The organism is Variovorax sp. 22077 (assembly GCF_052044195.1).
Classification (GTDB): Bacteria; Pseudomonadota; Gammaproteobacteria; order Burkholderiales; family Burkholderiaceae_C; genus Variovorax; species Variovorax atrisoli.
Genome location: NZ_JBQEQC010000033.1, coordinates 34,046 through 53,792 on the forward strand (window position 1 = coordinate 34,046; position 19,747 = coordinate 53,792).

Below are 19,747 nucleotides of genomic sequence, written 5' to 3' on the forward strand. Positions count from 1 at the left end.
TGTGGGTGGGCAGATCCGTTTCCCGCCCGAGCTGGAAGCTTGCTTCTTGCCCTGCAGACGCCTCCGGACTGCGCATCCGCATGGGTCGAGCGTTCACTACCGCAGCCGCGGCGGGCCCAACGCATCGCACATGCCATCTACCAGGGATTGTTGGATACCTTCGTTCTATGCAGCCACACCGCCGGTAGAGCGCGACGTGCTGGACGCTCGACTCAGATTCAGCTGGTCACCGGGTCTAGCGTAGCCACGAAATCGCTGGCCTGAGATCGAAGGCTGCCCTGGACAGGCCCCAGATCCCGGACACGAATGGGTGCGGCCAGATGCGGTAAAGCCACCAGGGTCGCTCCGCCCTAGCCGATGGATGGTTGTACAGAGCGACTGCGGCATGGCCGCCGGCATGTTGGCACGCAGCGCCGATGGCATCACGAGGCGGGTCGGGAGCTCGTTGAGGATCTCGCTCTGGATGTCCACCACCCAGGGAATCTCGCCGCGCTGGGTCTTGGACGGGTTGGCGTAGACGTCGAACTGGGCCATCCTGTGATCACCAGGGACGGTAGTCCTCGCCGAAAACACCCACGCGCTCGACAAGCCCGTTCTGGGCAGCAATCCACTCTGAATAGGTCTCGTTGAATTCGCGCTTGCGCTGGCCGAGCGTCTTTGTCCGTTCGAGCGCCTCGAGTTCGGCGTAACGGGCAGCCGAGACCATCACGACCGCGACACCGTCGTTCTTCATGACCTGCACGGGCTCGCGATCGGCCTGACTTAGGTAGTAGCCGAAGCGGCTCTTGGCATCGGTGGCACTGACTTGCATGGCTGGACTCAAGGACGAGTGATTGGCCATATTAGCCAGTCTTCAGCCAAGACGCCCTGGAGATCTGGGGGGAAGCTCATGCCACGCCACGCCATGGTCTGAACGGTGAAAACCCCGGGCAATAGCGCAACCGGCTCTCGGACCGAAAGGACCGGGCCCCGTTGTCACGCTCCACTGATCCCCTTTGGCCGAGTGAGCGGCAGCGAATCACCGCGGTGGAGCCGCGAGGTGGCGCGCCAGCGCGTCGAATGCGGGGAGCGTGGTCGGATCGTTCGCCGCGTTGCTCGCCACGGGGTGCGACGCATAGCGCGCAATCATCACGCCCGCGCCGGGATTCACATCGAGCCGCTGGCCGTGCACGCCGCGTGCCATGAAAGCGCCTTCGGCACCATGCGTGACCCACCACATATTGCGGTAGCTCCAGCCCTGCAGCAGCGTGTAGTCGGCACGAGCAAAGGCCTCGCGGTCGCCGCCGCGGCGGATGTTGTCCACTACCGCGCGGGGCACGATCTGCTGGCCCTTGTGGCGGCCGCCGTTGCGCAGCATCTCCCGAAGCGAGCGAGGTCACGCAGGCCCGTGTTGAGCCCGCCGCCCGCGAAGGGCGTGCCCGTAGAGTCCACCGTCATGTAGGCGTCCTGCTCGACGCCCAGGCGGCTCCAGATGCGCTCGGACAGCAACGCGGCCACAGAGCGCCCCGTGACCCGCGCGATGATCCAGCCGAGCGCGTCGGAGTTCACGGTCTTGTAGGCGAACGCACCGCCGTGCCGGCCTTCCGGCTGCACGGTCTGCAGGTATTCGTAGTAGCTGCGCGGGCCGGCATAGTCCTGGGGTTTGGGCAGCGGACTGCCCGCCTGGGCATGGGCCCAGACCTCCGCATTGGGATCGGCGTAATCCTCGCTGAACCGCAGGCCCGTGGTCATGTCGAGCATCTGGCGCACGGTCGCGCTGCCGAAGGCCGACGCCGCAAGCTCCGGCACGTAGTCGGCCACGCGCCTGGAGGGGTCGAGCGTGCCCTCGGCCACCAGCATGGCGCCCAGGGTGCCGGTAAACGACTTGGTGATCGACATGGCGCCGTGCTGGCCCTGCTCCGTCAGGGCCCCGAAGTAGCGCTCGTACACCATGCGCCCCCGGTGCAGCACCACGATGCCGTCGGTGTAATTGGCGGCCAGCGATTCGGCCCAGGTCATCGACTCCTTGGCACCCAGCGGCGTGAAGCGCAGGTCGTCAATGTCGGCGCGCAGCGCGCGCGGCAGCGGCGCGGGTGCACCCAGGCCGCGCGAGACATTGACGGTGGGCATGAGTTCGCGGAAATGCGCAACGCTCCAGCGCAAGGCCGGAAAGCGGAAATAGCTGCCGTCGTCGAAGCGCAGACGCCGCTCGGGCGGCGGGGGCGCCCCCACCATCCAGCCGAGCCGGGCGGGGTCGCTCGCAGCCGCGTCGAGCGGCGATCGGCCGCCATCGCGCAGGCCGAGAAACTCAGGGCCAGGGCGGCGCACACCTGCTTGGAGGAGAAACGGGGCATGGGAAGCATGGCGATCACTCCTTTGCCCACAGTGTGCACGCTTGCGTGCTTCCGCCGCCTACTGCCGCCTCACGCTCGCGCTGCAGATGCAGGCTTGGCTCAATGGCAAGGTCGGCCGATACCCTGCGGGAGCAGGGCCACCTCGGGCCTGACGATGGCCAGCGGAAAGATCGCGTGCGCGATGCGCCGGAGCAACGCAACATGCGCAGCTGACGCGGCGTTGTCTGCCCCCGCCGCATGCCGAGCGGGAGAGGGCATCACGATCGATGATGGTTCAGTAGCTGCGGTTGCCGCCGAAGCCACCGGTGCGCGGCTCCATCGGGCGGGCGAGGTTGACGGTCAGGGCCCGGCCATCGATCTCCTTGCCGTGGAGCCCCTTGATGGCGGCCTGCGCTTCCGCAGGCGAGCCCATCTCGACGAAACCGAAGCCCTTGGAGCGGCCGGAATCGCGCTCCGTCATGACCTTCGCCGAGGCGACGTGACCAAATGGCGCGAACTGTTGTTGAAGCGCGTCTTCGCGCGTCGTGTATGAGAGATTGCCGACGTAGAGCTTGTTGTCCATGATTACTTTCTTGAGTGGTCGAAAAACGGGTTGAGTCCGATGCAGGACGCATCGGGAGGCGAGCCTATCGGGCAGGGCGCCGCACGGGGGGAGAGCCGCTCTGGGAGCGGGGTTCGAGATGGCGGAAAGTGATGCGTCCCTTGTTGAGGTCGTAGGGCGACATCTCCAGCGAGACCTTGTCGCCTGCCAGCACCCGGATGCGGTGCTTGCGCATCTTGCCGCCCGAGTAGCAGATCAGGCTGTGTCCGTTGTCCAGGGTGACGCGAAAACGCGAATCGGGCAGTACTTCCTGTACTCGACCCTGCATTTCAATCAGTTCTTCCTTACCCACGAAGCTCCTTCAATGATCGGCCGGATGCTCAGGCCAGTTGGTTGTTCAGCACGAAGTGGCGGCCCTGCGCCAATGCGTAGTGCGCCGCACGTGCGGCGCTCTCGAAGCGCGGGATGAGCCGGAAGACCCGGTCATGCATGCCGCGGCGGATGGAGACCGAGGCGGCGTACTGCCCGCTCTCGGTGAGCTTGGTCATGGGGGTGACGAGGTATCTGCCCACCTCGTGGGCCTGTGGAATCTGCATGTGATGAAGCGGGCGGTTGCCTTCGAGGCGCGCGCCGAGCATGCGTGCCAGTACTGGGCTGGTCAGGCATACGAAGTGGATCTGTGAGGGAAACGGGAGCGGTCCGCAGAATGCGTTGAACGGACCGACGATGGAACTCGCTGAGGAGAATGACGCTCCGCAAGGAGCCGACGGGAATGGGTCAGCTTGTCGGGGAGGTGAGGCCTTGGCGGTCAGAGGTTGCCGCGAGGTGTCAATCAAGGACTGAGGCAACGAGCAAGCCGCAGTCGATGCGTCTAGTGTAGGTGGTTTCAGCGCGGTGTGGTTTTTCTTTTCATGTGCTGCAGGCGGCCTTCGGGTGTTAGGCTGGTTCGCATGCATCTGCATGAAGGACCTCGCATGACTCCAGCGTTTCTCTCCCTTTCTCGGCGGGAAGCGCTTCGCGCCGATCTGCCCCACGTGGCTGACTTGCTGCATCGCCGGCGTGCAGGCGAGATCGACGAGGCGGTGATCGACGATCTGGTCTCATTGGCTTGGCTCGAATGGCTGGGCGGATCGCTCCAGCTGACGACCGTAGGAACGAACATCTGTCGTCAGCAGCAGCCGAAGTAGGAAGGTGCCTGTGCCATGAACCAGACGGACGTGGTGATATCCGAACCGCGCCATGGAGAGCTTTACTTCCGTGCTGTACGGCGCGCTTCAGCACGAGGATTCGATGAGCACGGGCTCGATGATTTGGCCGGCGATGTGCAGATGATGAGCGCCGGCACGTCGCGCGCCACTGCGAGTTCGATTTCGTTGGTCACCCGCGAACGAACGAATTGCCCGCGCCCTGGGCACCGCGACGGCAAATATCCAAACGGTCTCATTAATCGACAAGACGCGCACCTTCGTTGCAACGAGGATGCGCTCCAAGGGCCGATCCCCGCTTTTTCGTCTTTGCCATCTGCCTCGCTGACGGCAGACGGCATTTCGCCAACCCACGGCACTTTCCAAGGAAGACCCATGGCCACATCCAAGTCCACCAAGCCTGCAAAGAGCGCAAACACCGCCAAAGCCGTCAAGGCCCTGGCCGACAGAACCAAGGCGCGCCGCGTGGCGTCGCTGCACACGCCGAGCGACCTGGGCGCCGACGCCACGCGCGACATTTCCGCCGCACTGAACGTGCTGCTGGCCGACGTGTTCGCGCTGTACTTCAAGACGAAGAACTTTCATTGGCACATGTCGGGTCCGTCGTTTCGCGACTATCACCTGCTGCTGGACGAGCAGGCCGACCAGATCTTCGCCACGGTCGACCCCATCGCAGAGCGCGTGCGCAAGGTGGGTGGCACCACGCTGCGTTCCACCGGCCATGCCGTGCGCCTGCAGCGCCTGTCCGACAACGACGCCGACTTCGTGACCCCCATCGGCATGCTGGCCGAACTGCGCGAGGACAACCAGCGCCTGGCCGGCTTCATGCGAGCCGCGCACGCGGTGTGCGACGAGTACGGCGATGTGGCCACGGCCAGCGTGCTGGAGAACTGGATCGATGAGGCCGAGCGCCGTACGTGGTTCCTGTTCGAGTCGGTGCGCCAGGGCTGAGTCCCCCCGTTTTTGCCCCCGCTGTGGCCACTCTTGCCTTGCGTGATGGCAGTGAGCGTTCCTGCAAGGAGCGGGACTCGGTGGTGAATGCCGGTCCGCCGGCGTTCACCAAGGGCCGATGCTTTCCGTGACGCGCGAAGGCGCCTACGGCGACCTGCTGGGCCGGTATTTCGAGTTGCCATCCGCGCCCTCGCTCGTCATGCTGCCGGCGCCCAACGCGCCGGCAGCTGGCGCGGAGTCCTTGATGGCGCCCTTCGTCGTCACGCGCATCACCTGCCTGTCCGACCAGTTGGGCATGAAGCGGGAGATCCCTCCCGAAGATGCCTTCCTAGTCACGCTGCACCTTCTCGGCATGCGCCATCACGAAACCTGGGTGCGCGGGCGGCCCTCGGTGGTGCGCGGCTATGAGCCGGGTGCCCTCGGCATCGTCGATCTGCGCGACGAGGTCGCGAGCTACCTGGGCAACCCGCTGGATGCGTTGCAGTTCTACGTGCCGCACGCGCTGGTGCGCGCCGTGGCGCGCGCGTCGGGCATGGTGCATGTGAGCAGCCTGGTGTGTGCCCCCGGCGTGGTCGACCCGGTGATGTGCAGCCTGGGTGCGGCCGTGCTGGCCCTGTTCGAGCGGCCGCAACGCGCCGGCTCGCTCGTGCAGCAACACCTGGCACTGACCATCTGCGCCCACCTGGTGCGCCGGTTCGGGAAGAATGACGGGGCCACCGCCGCAGCGCCCCGCCGGCCGTTGCACCTGCGGCACCTGCATTGAATCCAACCGTCCCTGTCGCGAGCTTTCCATGACCACTGCTTCTTCGCCTTCTCCTTCCCTTCCTGCCTCTTCCCTGGTTCAGGACAACCCGGCGAAGCACCGCTTCGAATATGTGTCGCAAGGCCATCACGCGGTCGCCGTCTATTCGCTCGAAGGCAACGTCATCACGTTCATTCACACGCTCGTGCCCGAAGCCCTGCAAGGGCAGGGCATCGCGAAGCAGCTCGTGCTCGCCGGCCTCGCCTCGGCACGCGAGCGCGGGCTGCGCGTGGTTCCGCAGTGCCCGGTATTCAATGGCTACATGCGCGCACACCCCGAAACGCACGACCTGCTGACCGACGAGGGTCGCAAGATGATCGGCCTCTGAGACCCTTGAACAGGCCACCGAACATGACCGCCGACGACCGACAACCCACCTTGCGCACCGCCACGCTGGACGAGATCGCCGGGCGCGCGCCGCCCGGGGCCGAAACCGTCACGGCCGTGATCCAGCAGACCGTTCGGCGCGACAGGGTGGAAGACTATGAGCGGTGGCTGAAGAAGGTGGTGCCCATTGCGTCCCGCTTTCCAGGACACCGTGGCGTCAATGTGATTCACCCTGGGGCAGGGAGCTTGCAATACACCATCACCATCCGCTTCGACTCGCTCGCGCATGCCCAGGACTGGTTCGACTCGGACGCTCGCCGCCGTTTGATCGAAGAGGCGCAGCCGCTACTGGAGATGGAAGAGAAGGTCGAGACACGCAGCGGCCTGGAGTTCTGGTTCCACCCGCCCGCGGGGCAGCCGCCGGCCAAACGCTACAAGCAGTTCCTGCTGACGCTGTCGGTGATCTACCCCCTGACCATGCTCGTGCCCGCGGTGCTGCACTCGTTGCTCGCGCCGGTGCCCGTGCTGTCCTTCCATGCGGTGGAGCACCTGATTGCTTCAGCCGCCGTCGTGGGGCTGATGGTGTACCTGATCATGCCGAGGTATACGCGCCTGATGGCGCGCTGGCTCTACAAGTGACCCCCGGCACCGGAGCCAGGGATCGCGGTGCTACCGCGCGGCGGCGTCGCCTTCGTGCGTGCTGCGCTGCAGCACCACCGCCAGCGCCGCCAGCACGGGCGGCACGGCAAAGCACCACACGTCCCAGCGCGCGTAGATGAGCGCCGCCGCCGCGCAGCCGGCGGCAAACCACGCCACCGCGGCCGACATGCGCCGTATGCGGGCATGCGCTGCGGCCTTGTCTTGAGGTGCCTGGCCGCCGCGCATCAGGTCGGCCAGGTCGACCATGACCTGCGTGGTCGTGCCTGTCATCAGCGTGGTGGGTGGCGCGCTGCCCAGGTGGATGCGGTGCACCGCGTTCTGGAGGGCCATGGCCGAGACCAGCACCAGGCCCGCGATCATCGCCGTGGCGCGGTCGCCATCGGCGAAGGGGCCGAAAAGGATGGCCAGCACGCCGCCCGCCAGCAGCAGCACCGCCTTGAGCACCAGCATGGTCCGCATCACCGGCAGGCCCAGGCCGGGCAGGCTGTAGCTCAGCAGGCGGGCAAGCATCACCACCGCGCAGAACACAGGCAGCGCCAGCAGCTTGGTGAGTGCGCCCGAGGTGCCGTGTACCAGTGCCGCGCCGATGGTCACGAAATTGCCCGTCACGTGCGCGGTGAACAGGCCGTGCAGCGCCAGGAAGCCTGCGGTGTCGACGAAGCCGCCGTTGAGGCTCATGAGCTGGGGCAGGGTGGGTTTCATGGCAGGGGCCTGTCGTGAGTGGGGCTCCATGGTGCACCCTGCGCGCGGCGTCGTCTTGTCGGGTTGGGTGCGGCCTTGCAGATTCGGGTGCTGTTGCGTCGCAGCATGGGGCTTGCAGCCTGCCGTCGTTCAAAACAGACGACTCCTGTTCAAGACACGCGCGTTCCTGCGGCTCACCATGCCGCGAGACTCGATCAGGGACATCGCCATGACGACAAACCCAAGGCCGCCGACCTTGACCACCGCAGGCGGCGCACCCGTGGCAGACAGCCAGCACTCGATCACCGCGGGACCGCGCGGACCGATCCTCCTGCAGGACTACCAGATGGCCGAAAAGCTCGCCTACCTGGCGCGCGAGCGCATTCCGGAGCGGGTGCTGCACGCCAAGGGCGCGGCCGCGTTGGGCAAGCTGCGCATCACGGGCGACATTGCACGCCACACCCGCGCGCACTTCCTGCAGCCGGGCCGGGTCACGCCGGTGCTGGTGCGCTTCTCGGGGCTCACGGGCGAACGCGGCTGCGCGGATGCCGAACGCGACATGCGCGGCTTCGCCCTCAAGGCCTATACGGAAGAAGGCAACTGGGACCTGGTAGGCAGCCACCTGCCGGTGGCGTGCATTCGCGATCCGCAGAAGTTTCCCGACCTGGTGCGCGCGCTCAAGCGCCATCCGGTGAGCCACCTGCGTTCGTCCACCGCCATCTGGGACTTCTGGTCGCTCTCGCCGGAGAGCATTCACCAGATCGTGATGCTGTTCTCCGATCGCGGCCTGCCCAGCAGCTACCGCCACATGCACGGCTACGGCGCACATGCGTTCGGGCTCATCAACGACGCCAACGAGCGCTGCTGGGTCAAGTTCCATTTCAAGACGCGGCAGGGCATTCGCTGCCTCACCGATGCGCAGGCCCGCGCCACCATCGCCGAGGACCGCGAGAGCGCGCAGCGCGACCTGTTCGAGGCCATCGAGCGTGGCGAGCACCCGCGCTGGTCGCTGCATGTGCAGCTCATGAGCCAGCAGCAGGCCGAGGCGCTGTCCTTCAATGCCTTCGACCCCACCAAGGTCTGGCCGCAAGACGAATTCCCGCTCGTCGAACTGGGCGAGCTCACGCTCGACGCGAACCCCGACAACTATTTCGCGCAGGTGGAACAGGCGACCTTCAACCCGGCGCACATGGTGCCGGGCCTGTGCATCTCGCCCGACAGACTGCTGCAAGGACGCCTGCTGGCGTATGCCGACGCGCAGCGCTACCGCGTCGGCACGCACCATGCGGCGCTGCCGGTGAACCGCCCGCGCGCGCCGGTGCACACCTACCACGCCGACGGTGCGATGCGGCTGGACGTGCCGCCTCGCACCGACGCCTACTACGAGCCCAACTCCTTCGGCGGACCGCGTCCTGATCGACGGCACGCGGAGCCTGCGCTACCGCTGAGCGGCGATGCGGCGCGCTTCGACGATCGCCAGGGCCTCGGGGACTATGTGCAGGCCACGGCGCTGTACCGCCGGATGGGCAGCGCGGAGCGGGAGCGTCTGGCCGCCAACGTCGCAGCGGCGATGGCGGGCGTGCCCGAGACCATCCAGCGACGGCAGATCGAGCACTTCAGGCTGGTCGACGCTGTGCTGGGGCAGGCGATCGCAGCGCAGCTCGGCATCTAGCCGCAGGCCGCGCCGTGCGGCGTGCGGCCAGGGTGCGGACGGTTCTCGCAATGCACGCTCCATGGCGTCACGGAGTCGATCGAGCAGGTGCGGGGTGGCGAGTAGGAAGGACTGCAGAACTCGGCGTTTCGTATCGGCATCCGCGTTCGGCCATCCTCATTTTTCAAGCTGCATCTTTTTGCGCCAGCCGCCCGGCGGCATGCCGGTGTGCTGGGAAAAGACGCGCGTGAAGTGACTCTGGTCCGCAAAGCCGCAGGCTGCGGCCACGTCCGCCAGAGGCCGCTCGGCGTCCTCCAGCAACGCGCGCGCGCGTTCCAGCCGCTGTGCGGTCAGCCATTGGTGCGGTGTCTGGCCGGTGGTCTCGCGAAAGGCGCGGATGAAATAGCTGCGCGACAGGTTGCAGGCGTCGGCAATCTCGGCGATCGAAATGCTGCCGTCCATCTTGCTGCGCAACATCTCCTTGACGCGCGCCTCGTGCGAACGCGAAAGCAGCCGGTTCGGCCGCGGCTCGGTGGCAGGCGCGGCGCGACCGTAGTTGTCGACCAGGTAGCTCGTCATCGCAACGCTGAGCTGATCGATGAACAGCAGGCTGACCTCGGCAGGACGTTCGAGCGCAGGGATCAGCGCGCTTGCGAGATGGGCGAGCACCTCGTCCCTGACGCCCGCGACATCGACCAGGCCGCCAACGCGCGGCCCCGGTCTTTCGTCGATGGCGCGCTGCAGGGCCGGGTGGGAGATCTCGAGCAGCACGAAGTCGAAGCCGCTTTGCATGTCCGCGCGATAGCGGTCGCAGAAATCGCGCACATAGATCGAGCCTTTGCCGAAGTCGTGACAAGACGCATGGTGTTCATGAAGGATTCGTCGACGATGACCGTCGCGCAACGAGATGCCGAGCAGGACGCCTCGCCCGCTGGCGGCCGTCTCGACATGGTGACGCTCATGGGCGTTCACGGTCTTGCGATAGATGCGAACGCCGTCAGCCGAAAGTTCCTGATTTCTCTGCAGATGGTCGACCGTGCACCCGAGCAGGTCTTGTGGCGCGAGCCCTTGCCCTGCGGGGAGCGGTTGACCTCTCCCTTCGTTGAGAGTGATTTCGGCGCGCATGAACTGGGAGGGCGGGAGTTGAAGTGACGGGGTATCCGATTGGCGGCGCTGCGACGAACGATGGATAGAAATTTTGCGCGCCTCCTTGAAGATAGTCCTCACGCAGTCGATCGAACCCGTGGGGGCTGCACCCTTGTCGGCTCGACCTCGTTCTTCCTTTCGCACATTGCGTGCCAGCGGCCAGTGTAGATGTGGCGTGCCGCGACGGCCGAGCGGTGCTGGTCGCGAGTGAGGCGAAGCAGTGCGCGATCGGCGCCGAGTGTGCGTTCGGTCCCCTTGCCGGAAAACCCCGCCCGCGGCAAAAAACTTGTTCCTGAAAATCAATAGTCGAGCGGGAGGCCAAGGCGGTCGCGGTCGCGAGGTTGTCGCGCAAGCCGATGCGGCGCCTCGGACGCGGAGGAAAAACAAGCGTTCAATCCGGGCGCCGAATGTGCAATACGCGCGTTGCGCTGCGCCTCATAGTCAGGCTCCATGGATCGCCGCCGTCTTCAAAACGGTCGGCTTGCGCGATCCGAGCCCGTTGATTTCTTTCAGGAAACCCATGAATATTCCCACCGATCCCATGATCCCCGTCCTGCTGGTTCACTTGGCCTGGGTGTCCGAACAGAAGGTGGAAGCCGATGTCGTTCTCGAGGCAGTCCGTTCAGTCGCTGCCTTTGAAGCGCAAGCCTGAAGCTGCCGAGGTCACACATGAAACAGCTCGATCTTCACACCGTTTTCGACAGCGACAGGCGCAAGCTTCTTCTCGCCGGCGCGGGGACCCTGGCGATCGCCGGTCTCCCGATGGCGGGGAATGCAACTCCCTCCACCAAGCACCGCGCAACAGCGCATTCTCAGAAAGGACATCACCTCATGAACACGATCACCACCAAGGACGGCGTAGAGATCTTCTACAAGGACTGGGGACCCAAGGACGGCCAGCCCATCATGTTCCATCATGGCTGGCCTCTTTCGAGCGACGACTGGGATGCCCAGATGCTCTTCTTCGTGCAGCGCGGCTACCGCGTGATCGCGCATGACCGGCGCGGCCATGGGCGATCGGCGCAGGTCAGCGAGGGCCACGACATGGACCACTACGCTGCCGATGCCTTCGCCGTCGTCGAGGCGCTAAACCTGACCAAGGTCTTCCACGTCGGACACTCGACCGGCGGCGGCGAGGTGGCGCGCTACGTCGCGAAGTTCGGCCAGCCCAGCGGCCGCGCCGCGAAGGCCGTGCTCGTGAGTGCCGTCCCCCCCTTGATGCTCAAGACAGCGAGCAATCCGGAAGGCTTGCCGGTCGAAGTGTTCGACGGCTTCCGCAAGGGTGTCGCCGACAACCGGGCACAGCTGTTCCTAGACGTCGCGACCGGCCCGTTCTACGGCTTCAACCGCGAGGGCGCGAAGGTCTCCCAGGGGGTGATCCAGAACTGGTGGCGGCAGGGCATGATGGGCAGCGCCAAGGCCCACTATGACGGCATCAAGGCCTTCTCGGAAACCGATCAGACGGCGGACCTCCAAGCGATCACCATTCCGACCCTGGTCATGCATGGCGACGACGATCAGATCGTTCCGATCGCCGACGCCGCGCTGAAGTCGATCAAGCTGCTGAAGAACGGCACGCTCAAGGTGTACAAGGGCTACTCCCACGGCATGCTCACCGTCAACGCAGACGTTCTCAATCCGGATCTGCTGGCGTTCTTCAAGAGCTGAGGCGTCGGACAAAGGGGCGCCCTCCCGGTGCGTCTGGGGGCGGCGCCGTTGGCCAGGTGAGGTAGAACTGGCTGAAGGGCACCCGGCCGCTCGTCCGTTCTAGGGTCTAGACCCCATCGAACGGTTTTCTATCCAGCAGGCAGTCGATGAATGCGCCGAGGAGGGCAGGTCGATGCTGCCTGTTCGGATAGTAGAGGAACAGTCCCGGGCGCGAGATCGACCAGTCCGCAAGGACTTGGACGAGCCGCCCCTGGCCCAGCAGTTCGCCCACGCCATCTGCGTCGAAGTGATAGGCAATGCCCAGCCCGTTCAGCGCGGCAGCAATGCCGATGTCGGCATGGTTGGTGACGACGGGGCCATCCACCGCGACTTCGAGTCGTTGCCCCCGCTTCTTGAACTCCCAGCGATAGTGCCGACCGTCCATCTGGAGGCGCCAGTTGATGCATGCATGGTCATGCAGTTCGGCGGGTGACTTGGGCGTTCCTCGACGCGCGAGGTAGTCCGGCGACGCCACGGCAACCATGTTCAGGTCCGGTGTGAGGCGCACGGCCACCATGTCCTTCTCGAGCCGGTTGCCCACCCGGATCCCTGCGTCGAAGCGGCCAACAACAATATCGGCCAGCGCGTCGTCGACCACGATGTCGAGAACCACGTCGGGGTGTGCTTGATGGAAGCGTGAAAGGCGGGGGGCAATGATGGTTCTCGCTGCGATCCCGAGCGTGTTGATGCGCAGCGTGCCGCTCATCTGTCCTGTCGCATCGGCGGCTTCAGCGACTGCAGCAGCCATCTCCCGGAACAGCGGAGCTATGCGCCTGTAGAGCAGCTCGCCGCTTGCCGACGGCGCGACGCTTCGGGTCGTTCGATTCAGAAGGCGAGCGCCGATGCGGCCTTCGAGCTGACGGATGGTCTGGCTGAGTGCCGAGGGCGAGAGGCCCAGATGCTCTGCGGCACGCGCGAAGCTCTGGCGTTCCACGACGGCCACGAAGGCCTTCAACTCGGCAAAGTCGGATCCGCGCATTATGTATTCGTTTCTACACAGCTCATCCGGATTCTAGGGTATTCATTAAATTCACCCCGGCGCGCATCCTCGGGGCTTCAGTGATCTCATGGAGCCAAAAAAGTGAACACCCTGACCCTTCCCGAGCCGATCGCCGCGTACTTTGCGGCGGAGCACAACCCTGAAGCCCTGGCGCATTGCTTCACGTCGCAAGCCGTCATGAAGGACGATGGTCATACCTACACGGGCATCAACGCCATCAAGGCCTTCATGGCCGAAGCCTCGGCCAAGTACGGCGCAACGAGTGTGCCGTTCGCCATCGAGCGGGAGGACGGCTTCCAACTCGTGCGCGCCAACGTCACCGGCAACTTCCCGGGCAGCCCGATCGTCCTGTCCTACCGCTTTCGCCTTGAAAGAGGCCTGATCGCATCGCTGGAGGTCACGGCATGAACTTCGACCTTCACCTGAATGGCCTGCGGGCAGTGGTCACCGGCGGCACGCTGGGCCTGGGCGCTGCAGTCGTCAAAACCCTTGCAGAGGCCGGCGCCCGCGTGGCGACGTCCGCGCGCACCGTGCCAGCGCAGCCGCTGAAGGGGGTCACTTACGTGGCTGCCGACCTGTCGACGGCAGAAGGCACGAGTCACTTCGCTCAGGCCATCCTGCAGGATTGGGGCGGCGCCGACATCTTGATCAACGTGCTCGGCGGCTCAAAGACTCCTGGCGGCGGCTTCGCTGCGATCAGTGACGAGCACTGGTTCGCCGAGTTGAACCTGAACCTGATGCCTGCCGTGCGTCTGGATCGTGCGCTGCTTCCAGCGATGCTGGCTCAAGGCTCGGGTGTCATCATCCACGTGAGTTCCATCCAGCGCGTACTGCCTCTGCCCGAGTCGACGACCGCCTACGCCGCGGCCAAGGGAGCCCTCACCACGTACAGCAAGTCGCTGGCAAGGGAAGTGACGCCCAAGGGAGTTCGCGTGCTGAGTGTTGCACCCGGCTGGATCGAGACCGAGGCTTCCGTCGCGTTTGCGCAGCGGATGGCTGCACAGGCCGGGACGGACTACGAGGGCGGCAAGAAGATCGTCATGGATTGGCTGGGCGGAATTCCGGTGGGCCGCCCCGCCGCACCTCAGGAGGTAGCCGATCTGATCGCCTTCCTGGCGTCCCCGCGGTCCGCTTCGATCGCTGGGGCTGAATATCGGATCGACGGCGGCACGGTTCCCACGCTGTAGCCAGGGCAAATGACAAGATGAGCGCATGCAGCCTGCCGAGCCCGTAAAGAGATCGTGGCGCTAGCGCAGCGGGAATGCATGAACGCAACCTGGCGCCGTATGGGCCAGGCAACGCCTGCGCACAGGCTCTTCTCGTGGCGAGCGGCCACCGCTAGGATCGCAGCCCTTGTTTCTTGCTCAACCATACCGCCTATGCCTGCCCCCGCCCTGCCTCGTGCCCTGTCCGACCCATGCGTGCCTGCGGCTCGGACCGGCGTCGGCGAGAGGAGGCTGGCATGAAGTGGCCGGGCCAGGCAGCGGGATTCCTTCTGGCCGCAGTCCTCGGTATGCCCTGCGTCGCGGCAGACTTCCAGCAGGCCATGGTCGAGATCGGCAAAGGTCCCGGCAACCCCAACCCGCTTCCCGAGGTGTGCTCCCGTCCCGACATCGAGTTCGCCCCCGACGGCCATTACTTCACGACCAACAAGGTGGCGGAACTGGCCGGCCTCAGCGCCGAGGTCAACCGGGAGATCACGCTGTTCAGCCAGGCGCCCGATGATCTGGCGCTCTCGTACTCGGCCACCGCGGTGGCGATATGGGGCGTGGTGTGGCTTCCCTACCGGCAGCGGATCGTCGAAACGCTTCACTCGCTGCACGGCGGGCACCAGAAGGCGGTCGAGGCGAGGCGCGAGCGCCTTGCCGCGATGATCCGGAAATTCGACCTGCGTCCCGAGAACCGGAAGGAGTTCTGGAAGGTCGGCTTCCTGATCCATGCGCTGGGCGACAGCTACGCCCACGTGCACGGCGAAGGGGAGACGCTCAAGGCCTACAACGTGATCTGGGGGCATGCCTGGGACAGCCTCTTCGGCGACAACCCGGACGACATATCGGGTAACGTGCACGCGTTCAGAAACTACCTCGCCTATGCCCAGGCTCTCTTCGACGCGCTGGACAGATCCGATCAGCCCTCCTCGGAGAACCGGACCCGTTTCAAGGCATGGCTGGCGGGCGTCGAAGCGGGGAAGGTCTCGCCCTTTCCCGGGGCCAATGTGAAATTCGGCACCTTGCCGTGCGATGCGCGCGAGGAAGCCAAGCGGGTCCTGTCCATTCCGCTGGTCAATGCGTATCTCGCAGAGGTGGCGAAGGAACTCGAGCTGCCCGTCGAGACCGCCCGCGGTGCCGCGCCTGACGCGCCCTGAAGTCGTCTCCGGCAGCGTGGACGCCGCTTCGTCGAGCGCAGCGGCGCCGACGACGTCGATGCAAGAAATCCGGGCTTGCTGCAAACTGTTCGAAGCGCCGTCTTTGTTCGGCCTCGGCTGCTGGTGCCGGAAATGCTCGTCGACATCTCTCCCACCTTGAACGGACCGCCCCCGAGAGGAGCGCATCGATGCTGAAAAAGTACCTATGGGCTGTGCTCGGCCTTGCGGCACTCGTCCTCGTGGCCCTGCTGGCGCTGGCGCTGTGGCCGACGTCCACGAGGACCATCGCCGCCGGCGCGGACAGCGGTTCGCCGGGCCTGGTGGCCAAGGGCAAGTACCTCGCACAGGCAGGCGACTGCATCGCCTGCCACACCGCGGCAGGCGGCGCGCCCTTCGCGGGCGGGCTGCCGCTGGCCTCGCCGATCGGCGCGATCTACAGCACCAACATCACGCCCGATCGCGACAGCGGCATCGGCAGTTACTCGCTGGACGACTTCGATCGCGCGGTGCGCCATGGCATCCGGGCCGATGGCGACTCGCTGTATCCGGCGATGCCCTTTCCCTCCTATGCGCGCATGACGGACGACGACGTGCGCGCGCTGTACGCCTTCTTCATGCATGGCGTGGCGCCGGCACCTGCGACACCGCATCCGCGCGGCCTGGTCTGGCCCTTGTCGATCCGCTGGCCGCTGGCGCTGTGGCGCAAGGCCTTTGCGCCAAAGCCCGATGCCATCGCCTTCGATGCCCACCGCTATGCGGACATGTCGGTGGCGCGCGGCGCGTACCTCGTGCAGGGGCTGGGCCATTGCGGCAGCTGCCATACGCCGCGGTCGCTGACGATGCAGGAGAAGGCGCTGGACGAGTCGGGGCCGGCCTACCTGGCGGGCGGTCCCGTCATCGACGGATGGGTCGCGGTGAACCTGCGCGGCAATCCTGCGGACGGCCTGGGCGCCTGGTCGGCGGCCGACATCGTTGCCACCCTGCGCGCGGCACGCAACGCGTCCCACGCGGTGGTCGGCGGTCCGATGAACGACGCCATCGTGCACAGCACGCAGCACCTGAGCGACGAGGACCTGAACGCCGTGGCCGCCTATCTGAAGACGCTGGGGCCGAGCGCCGATTCGGTGTCGACATTCAAGGCGGATCCCGCCACCGCCACGGCCCTGGGGCAGGGCGTCAACGCGACACGCGGCGCCGAGCTTTACGCGGACAACTGCGCAGGCTGCCATCGCAGCGACGGCAAGGGCTACGCGCAGGTCTTTCCCGGCATCGCCGGCAACTCGACCGTGTTGAGCGCCGATCCGAGCTCGGTCATCCGGCTGATCCTGCAAGGCAGCAAGTTGCCCGCCACGGGCACGGCGCCTTCCGAGCTGGCCATGCCCGGCTTCGGCTGGCGCCTGTCGGACGATGAGGTCGCGCAGCTCGCGAGCTTCGTGCGCCAGAGCTGGGGCAACCAGGCGCCGGCGGTGGACGCGGCGCGCGTGGGCCCCATTCGCAAGGCTGTCGAGAAGGAAATGGCCGCGCAGTCGCCTGCCGCCCGATAGGCCTTGGACGCCACACACAGGAGCATCCCCGTGACCGCACCGAACTCACCCGATTCTTCCCCCGATTCCTCTTCCAGGCGCAGGCTATTCAAGGGCCTGGGCGCAGCGACCTTCGCCGCCGTGGCGCTGCCCGCCTGCGACAGCCGGCCGGCGGCGGCAACGCCCGGCAGCGCGGGCGCGGCCCCGGAAACGCAGCCCTACACGCCACGCTTTTTCACGGCGGACGAATGGGCCTTCGTCCGCGCCGCCAGCGGTCGGTTGATTCCGAGCGACGCGCTGGGGCCTGGGGCGATCGAGGCAGGCGTGCCGGAGTTCATCGACCGGCAGATGGACACGCCCTGGGCCGCGGGGGCGCTGTGGTACATGCAGGGCCCGTTCCAGGCCGATGCGCCGGCCGCGCTGGGCTACCAGTCGCAGCTCACGCCGCAGCAGATCTATCGGCTGGGCCTCGCCGCCGCCGATGGCCATGCGCGCAAGGCGCACGGCAAGCCCTTTGCCCAGCTCGCGGCGGATGCGCAGGACGCGGTCTTGCATGCCATCGAAGCAGGGCAGGCGCAGTTCGACACCGTGCCGGCCGGGCTTTTCTTTTCGCTGCTGCTGCAGAACGTGCGCGAAGGCTTCTTTGCCGATCCCGTGCATGGCGGCAACCGCGGCCTGGCCGGATGGAAGCTGATCGGCTTTCCCGGCGTGCGCGCCGACTTCATGGATTGGGTTGAGCGCGACGTTCCGTACCCCTTGCCGCCGGTGGACCTGAGCGGGAGGCGAGGCTGAGATGGCGGCGCGCACGATGAAGAAGGCCGACGTGGTGATCGTCGGCTTCGGCTGGACCGGGGCGATCATGGCCAAGGAGCTGACCGAGGCCGGCCTGAACGTGGTCGCGCTCGAGCGGGGGCCGATGCGCGACACCGCCACCGACGGCATCTATCCCAAGGTGCTGGACGAGCTGGCCTACAGCATCCGCCGCAAGCTCTTCCAGGACGTCTCGCGCGAAACAGTCACCGTGCGACACGGCGTGAACGACACGGCGCTGCCCTATCGCCAGTTGGGCGCCTTCCTGCCGGGCACGGGCGTGGGTGGGGCGGGGCTGCACTGGTCGGGCGTGCACTTCCGGGTGGACCCCGTCGAGCTGCGGCTGCGTAGCCACTACGAGGAACGCTATGGCCGCAAGTTCATTCCCGAGGGCATGACCATCCAGGACTTCGGCGTCAGCTACGAGGAGCTGGAGCCGCATTTCGACTTCGCGGAGAAGGTCTTCGGCACTTCGGGCGCGGCATGGACGGTGGCGGGCAAGCGGGTGGGCGAGGGCGGCAACCCGTTCGCACCGGACCGCTCGAGCGACTTCCCGCTGCCGCCGCAGAAGCGCACGGTGTCGGCGCAGCGCTTCGGCGAGGCGGCGCGAAAGCTCGGCCACCATCCCTACGACCTGCCCTCGGCCAACGCCTCCGGACCCTACACCAACCCCTACGGCTGCCAGATGGGGCCGTGCAACTTCTGCGGCTACTGCAGCGGCTACGTCTGCTACAACTATTCGAAGGCATCGCCCAACGTCAACGTGCTGCCGGCGCTGCGGCTGGCGCCGAACTTCGAACTGCGCACCAACGCCCACGTGCTCAGGGTGAACCTCTCGGGCGACCGCCGCAGCGCGACTGGCGTGACCTATCTCGACGCGCAGGGCAGCGAGGTCGAGCAGCCGGCCGACATCGTCGTCATCGCGGCCTTCCAGTTCCACAACGTGCGGCTGATGCTGCTGTCCGGCATCGGCACGCCGTACGACCCGGCCACCGGCCAGGGCACGGTGGGGCGCAACTTCGCCTACCAGAACATGGCGACCATCAAGGCCTACTTCGACAAGGACGTGCACGCCAATCCCTTCATCGGCGCGGGCGGCAACGGCGTCGCAATCGACGACTTCAATGCCGACAACTTCGATCACGGCCCGGCCGGCTTCGTCGGCGGCTCGCCGATGTGGGTCAACCAGGCCGGCGCCAAGCCCATCAGCGGCATCTCGCTGCCCGACGGCGCGCCGGCCTGGGGCAGCGGCTGGAAGAAGGCCGTGGCCGACAACTACAACCACACCATCTCGATGGACGCGCACGGCGCGCACATGAGCTATCGCGACAACTACCTGAGCCTGGACCCGACCTACAAGGACGCGTGGGGCCTGCCGCTGCTGCGCATGACTTTCGACTGGAAGGACAACGACATCCGCATGACGCGCTTCATGGCGCAGAAGATGCAGCGCATCGCCGAGGCCATGGGCCCGAAGTCCCTGCGTGTTCTCGTCAAGAACTTCGGCGAGCACTTCGACGTCGTGGGCTACCAGACGACCCACCTCAACGGCGGCGCGATCATGGGCGTCGACCCGGGCACCAGCGCGGTCAACCGCTACCTGCAGAGCTGGGACGTGCACAACGTCTTCGTGCCGGGCGCCTCGGCCTTCCCGCAAGGCCTGGGCTACAACCCGACCGGACTGGTGGCGGCGCTGACCTACTGGTCGGCGAAGGCGATTCGCGAGCGCTATCTCAAGGCCCCCGGGCCGATGGCCTGAGAGGCGCGAGCGCACACCGACGACCGCGAGCTGCGACGCGAGGCAAATGCCTGCGCTGCATGACCATCGCGTCCAGGTGGTTGGAGCAAAAAGGCCCGGCCTGAACAGCGCGGGCTTGAGCGGCGGGTCTCCTGGTCGAAGGGTCCCGGCAACGGACTGCGGCCGGCGTTTGCTTCGAAGCTGCCAGCAGACCCGGCGGCCCGACATGCCGCTGATCAACCATGGAGAGACGGGCCCGGGCCTCGCGGTTCTTCCTACAAAGGCGAGGGCGGCCCGCCGACGGGTG

21 protein-coding genes and 2 pseudogenes are annotated in these 19,747 nt (G+C 66.3%); 14 read left to right on the plus strand and 9 right to left on the minus strand.

From position 1 onward, the window contains the following. Positions 1-165: 165 nt before the first annotated feature. The 6 genes and pseudogenes from ACTJLF_RS31675 to ACTJLF_RS31700 form a co-directional block, all read right to left on the minus strand. Positions 166-534: a CcdB family protein gene (locus tag ACTJLF_RS31675; protein ID WP_354327970.1), complete on the minus strand. Its 369-nt coding sequence runs from the start codon at positions 532-534 to the stop codon at positions 166-168. A 7-nt stretch (positions 535-541) separates the two neighbouring features. After that, on the minus strand, positions 542-811 hold the full coding sequence (locus tag ACTJLF_RS31680) for a prevent-host-death protein (RefSeq protein WP_354327969.1): 270 nt from the start codon (positions 809-811) through the stop codon (positions 542-544). Between the two features lie 207 nt (positions 812-1,018). Next, positions 1,019-2,214 (minus strand): annotated as a pseudogene (locus tag ACTJLF_RS31685) (serine hydrolase domain-containing protein). Positions 2,215-2,622: 408 nt separating this feature from the next. After that, a pseudogene (locus ACTJLF_RS31690) lies at positions 2,623-2,895 on the minus strand (RNA recognition motif domain-containing protein); the annotation flags it as partial. A 64-nt stretch (positions 2,896-2,959) separates the two neighbouring features. After that, complete coding sequence (infA, locus tag ACTJLF_RS31695) at positions 2,960-3,226, minus strand: translation initiation factor IF-1 (RefSeq protein WP_019657238.1); 267 nt, start codon at positions 3,224-3,226, stop codon at positions 2,960-2,962. Between the two features lie 28 nt (positions 3,227-3,254). Next, a complete protein-coding gene (locus tag ACTJLF_RS31700; RefSeq protein WP_354413994.1) occupies positions 3,255-3,470 on the minus strand; it encodes a hypothetical protein in 216 nt (71 codons plus the stop codon). Positions 3,471-3,848: 378 nt separating this feature from the next. Here ACTJLF_RS31700 and ACTJLF_RS31705 point away from each other — a divergent pair, with 378 nt between their 5' ends. The 5 genes from ACTJLF_RS31705 (at position 3,849) to ACTJLF_RS31725 (ending at position 6,798) form a co-directional block, all read left to right on the plus strand. Next, positions 3,849-4,061, plus strand: coding sequence for a hypothetical protein (locus tag ACTJLF_RS31705; RefSeq protein ID WP_019657240.1), 213 nt, complete (start codon positions 3,849-3,851; stop codon positions 4,059-4,061). A gap of 393 nt (positions 4,062-4,454) precedes the next feature. Then, the gene (locus tag ACTJLF_RS31710) at positions 4,455-5,030 is read left to right on the plus strand and encodes a Dps family protein (RefSeq protein WP_354327968.1); all 576 of its coding nucleotides are present in this window, start codon (positions 4,455-4,457) and stop codon (positions 5,028-5,030) included. 118 nt (positions 5,031-5,148) lie between these two features. Further along, on the plus strand, positions 5,149-5,793 hold the full coding sequence (locus tag ACTJLF_RS31715) for an AraC family transcriptional regulator (RefSeq protein ID WP_354327967.1): 645 nt from the start codon (positions 5,149-5,151) through the stop codon (positions 5,791-5,793). A gap of 28 nt (positions 5,794-5,821) precedes the next feature. Continuing rightward, the gene (locus tag ACTJLF_RS31720) at positions 5,822-6,160 is read left to right on the plus strand and encodes a GNAT family N-acetyltransferase (RefSeq protein WP_126185601.1); all 339 of its coding nucleotides are present in this window, start codon (positions 5,822-5,824) and stop codon (positions 6,158-6,160) included. Between the two features lie 23 nt (positions 6,161-6,183). Further along, positions 6,184-6,798, plus strand: coding sequence for an antibiotic biosynthesis monooxygenase (locus ACTJLF_RS31725; protein WP_354413826.1), 615 nt, complete (start codon positions 6,184-6,186; stop codon positions 6,796-6,798). A 30-nt stretch (positions 6,799-6,828) separates the two neighbouring features. On the opposite strand, the gene ACTJLF_RS31730 is transcribed toward ACTJLF_RS31725, so the two are convergent. Beyond that, entirely contained in the window at positions 6,829-7,521 is a 693-nt protein-coding gene (locus ACTJLF_RS31730) for a YoaK family protein (protein WP_440884649.1), read from the minus strand. 208 nt (positions 7,522-7,729) lie between these two features. Between ACTJLF_RS31730 and ACTJLF_RS31735 the strand changes: the two genes are divergently transcribed. Continuing rightward, entirely contained in the window at positions 7,730-9,172 is a 1,443-nt protein-coding gene (locus ACTJLF_RS31735; protein ID WP_440884650.1) for a catalase, read from the plus strand. A gap of 156 nt (positions 9,173-9,328) precedes the next feature. Here ACTJLF_RS31735 and ACTJLF_RS31740 read toward each other — a convergent pair whose 3' ends face one another. Then, complete coding sequence (locus ACTJLF_RS31740; protein ID WP_080647916.1) at positions 9,329-10,276, minus strand: helix-turn-helix transcriptional regulator; 948 nt, start codon at positions 10,274-10,276, stop codon at positions 9,329-9,331. 541 nt (positions 10,277-10,817) lie between these two features. Between ACTJLF_RS31740 and ACTJLF_RS31745 the strand changes: the two genes are divergently transcribed. Together ACTJLF_RS31745 and ACTJLF_RS31750 are read left to right on the plus strand one after the other, a co-directional pair. Further along, positions 10,818-10,949 (plus strand): hypothetical protein, encoded by a 132-nt coding sequence (locus ACTJLF_RS31745; RefSeq protein ID WP_260310611.1) that lies wholly within the window; start codon positions 10,818-10,820, stop codon positions 10,947-10,949. A gap of 179 nt (positions 10,950-11,128) precedes the next feature. Then, on the plus strand, positions 11,129-11,965 hold the full coding sequence (locus ACTJLF_RS31750; RefSeq protein ID WP_019657251.1) for an alpha/beta fold hydrolase: 837 nt from the start codon (positions 11,129-11,131) through the stop codon (positions 11,963-11,965). Between the two features lie 106 nt (positions 11,966-12,071). Here ACTJLF_RS31750 and ACTJLF_RS31755 read toward each other — a convergent pair whose 3' ends face one another. Beyond that, positions 12,072-12,983: a LysR family transcriptional regulator gene (locus ACTJLF_RS31755; protein ID WP_440884651.1), complete on the minus strand. Its 912-nt coding sequence runs from the start codon at positions 12,981-12,983 to the stop codon at positions 12,072-12,074. Positions 12,984-13,085: 102 nt separating this feature from the next. On the opposite strand from ACTJLF_RS31755, the gene ACTJLF_RS31760 reads away from it, so the two are divergent. From ACTJLF_RS31760 to ACTJLF_RS31785, 6 genes are all read left to right on the plus strand, one after another. After that, the gene (locus ACTJLF_RS31760; protein ID WP_026346663.1) at positions 13,086-13,412 is read left to right on the plus strand and encodes a nuclear transport factor 2 family protein; all 327 of its coding nucleotides are present in this window, start codon (positions 13,086-13,088) and stop codon (positions 13,410-13,412) included. Next, entirely contained in the window at positions 13,409-14,191 is a 783-nt protein-coding gene (locus tag ACTJLF_RS31765; protein WP_126185594.1) for an SDR family oxidoreductase, read from the plus strand. Before ACTJLF_RS31760 ends, ACTJLF_RS31765 begins: the two co-directional genes overlap by 4 nt. Positions 14,192-14,466: 275 nt before the next feature. Then, a complete protein-coding gene (locus ACTJLF_RS31770) occupies positions 14,467-15,369 on the plus strand; it encodes a hypothetical protein (protein WP_354425147.1) in 903 nt (300 codons plus the stop codon). Between the two features lie 188 nt (positions 15,370-15,557). Next, positions 15,558-16,913 carry a c-type cytochrome gene (locus ACTJLF_RS31775; RefSeq protein WP_440884652.1) on the plus strand — a complete coding sequence of 452 codons (1,356 nt, stop codon included), beginning with the start codon at positions 15,558-15,560 and terminating at the stop codon, positions 16,911-16,913. Positions 16,914-16,943: 30 nt separating this feature from the next. Continuing rightward, positions 16,944-17,684 carry a gluconate 2-dehydrogenase subunit 3 family protein gene (locus ACTJLF_RS31780; RefSeq protein WP_440884653.1) on the plus strand — a complete coding sequence of 247 codons (741 nt, stop codon included), beginning with the start codon at positions 16,944-16,946 and terminating at the stop codon, positions 17,682-17,684. A 1-nt stretch (position 17,685) separates the two neighbouring features. Further along, a complete protein-coding gene (locus ACTJLF_RS31785) occupies positions 17,686-19,461 on the plus strand; it encodes a GMC family oxidoreductase (RefSeq protein WP_207918299.1) in 1,776 nt (591 codons plus the stop codon). The last annotated feature ends 286 nt before the right edge of the window (positions 19,462-19,747 follow it).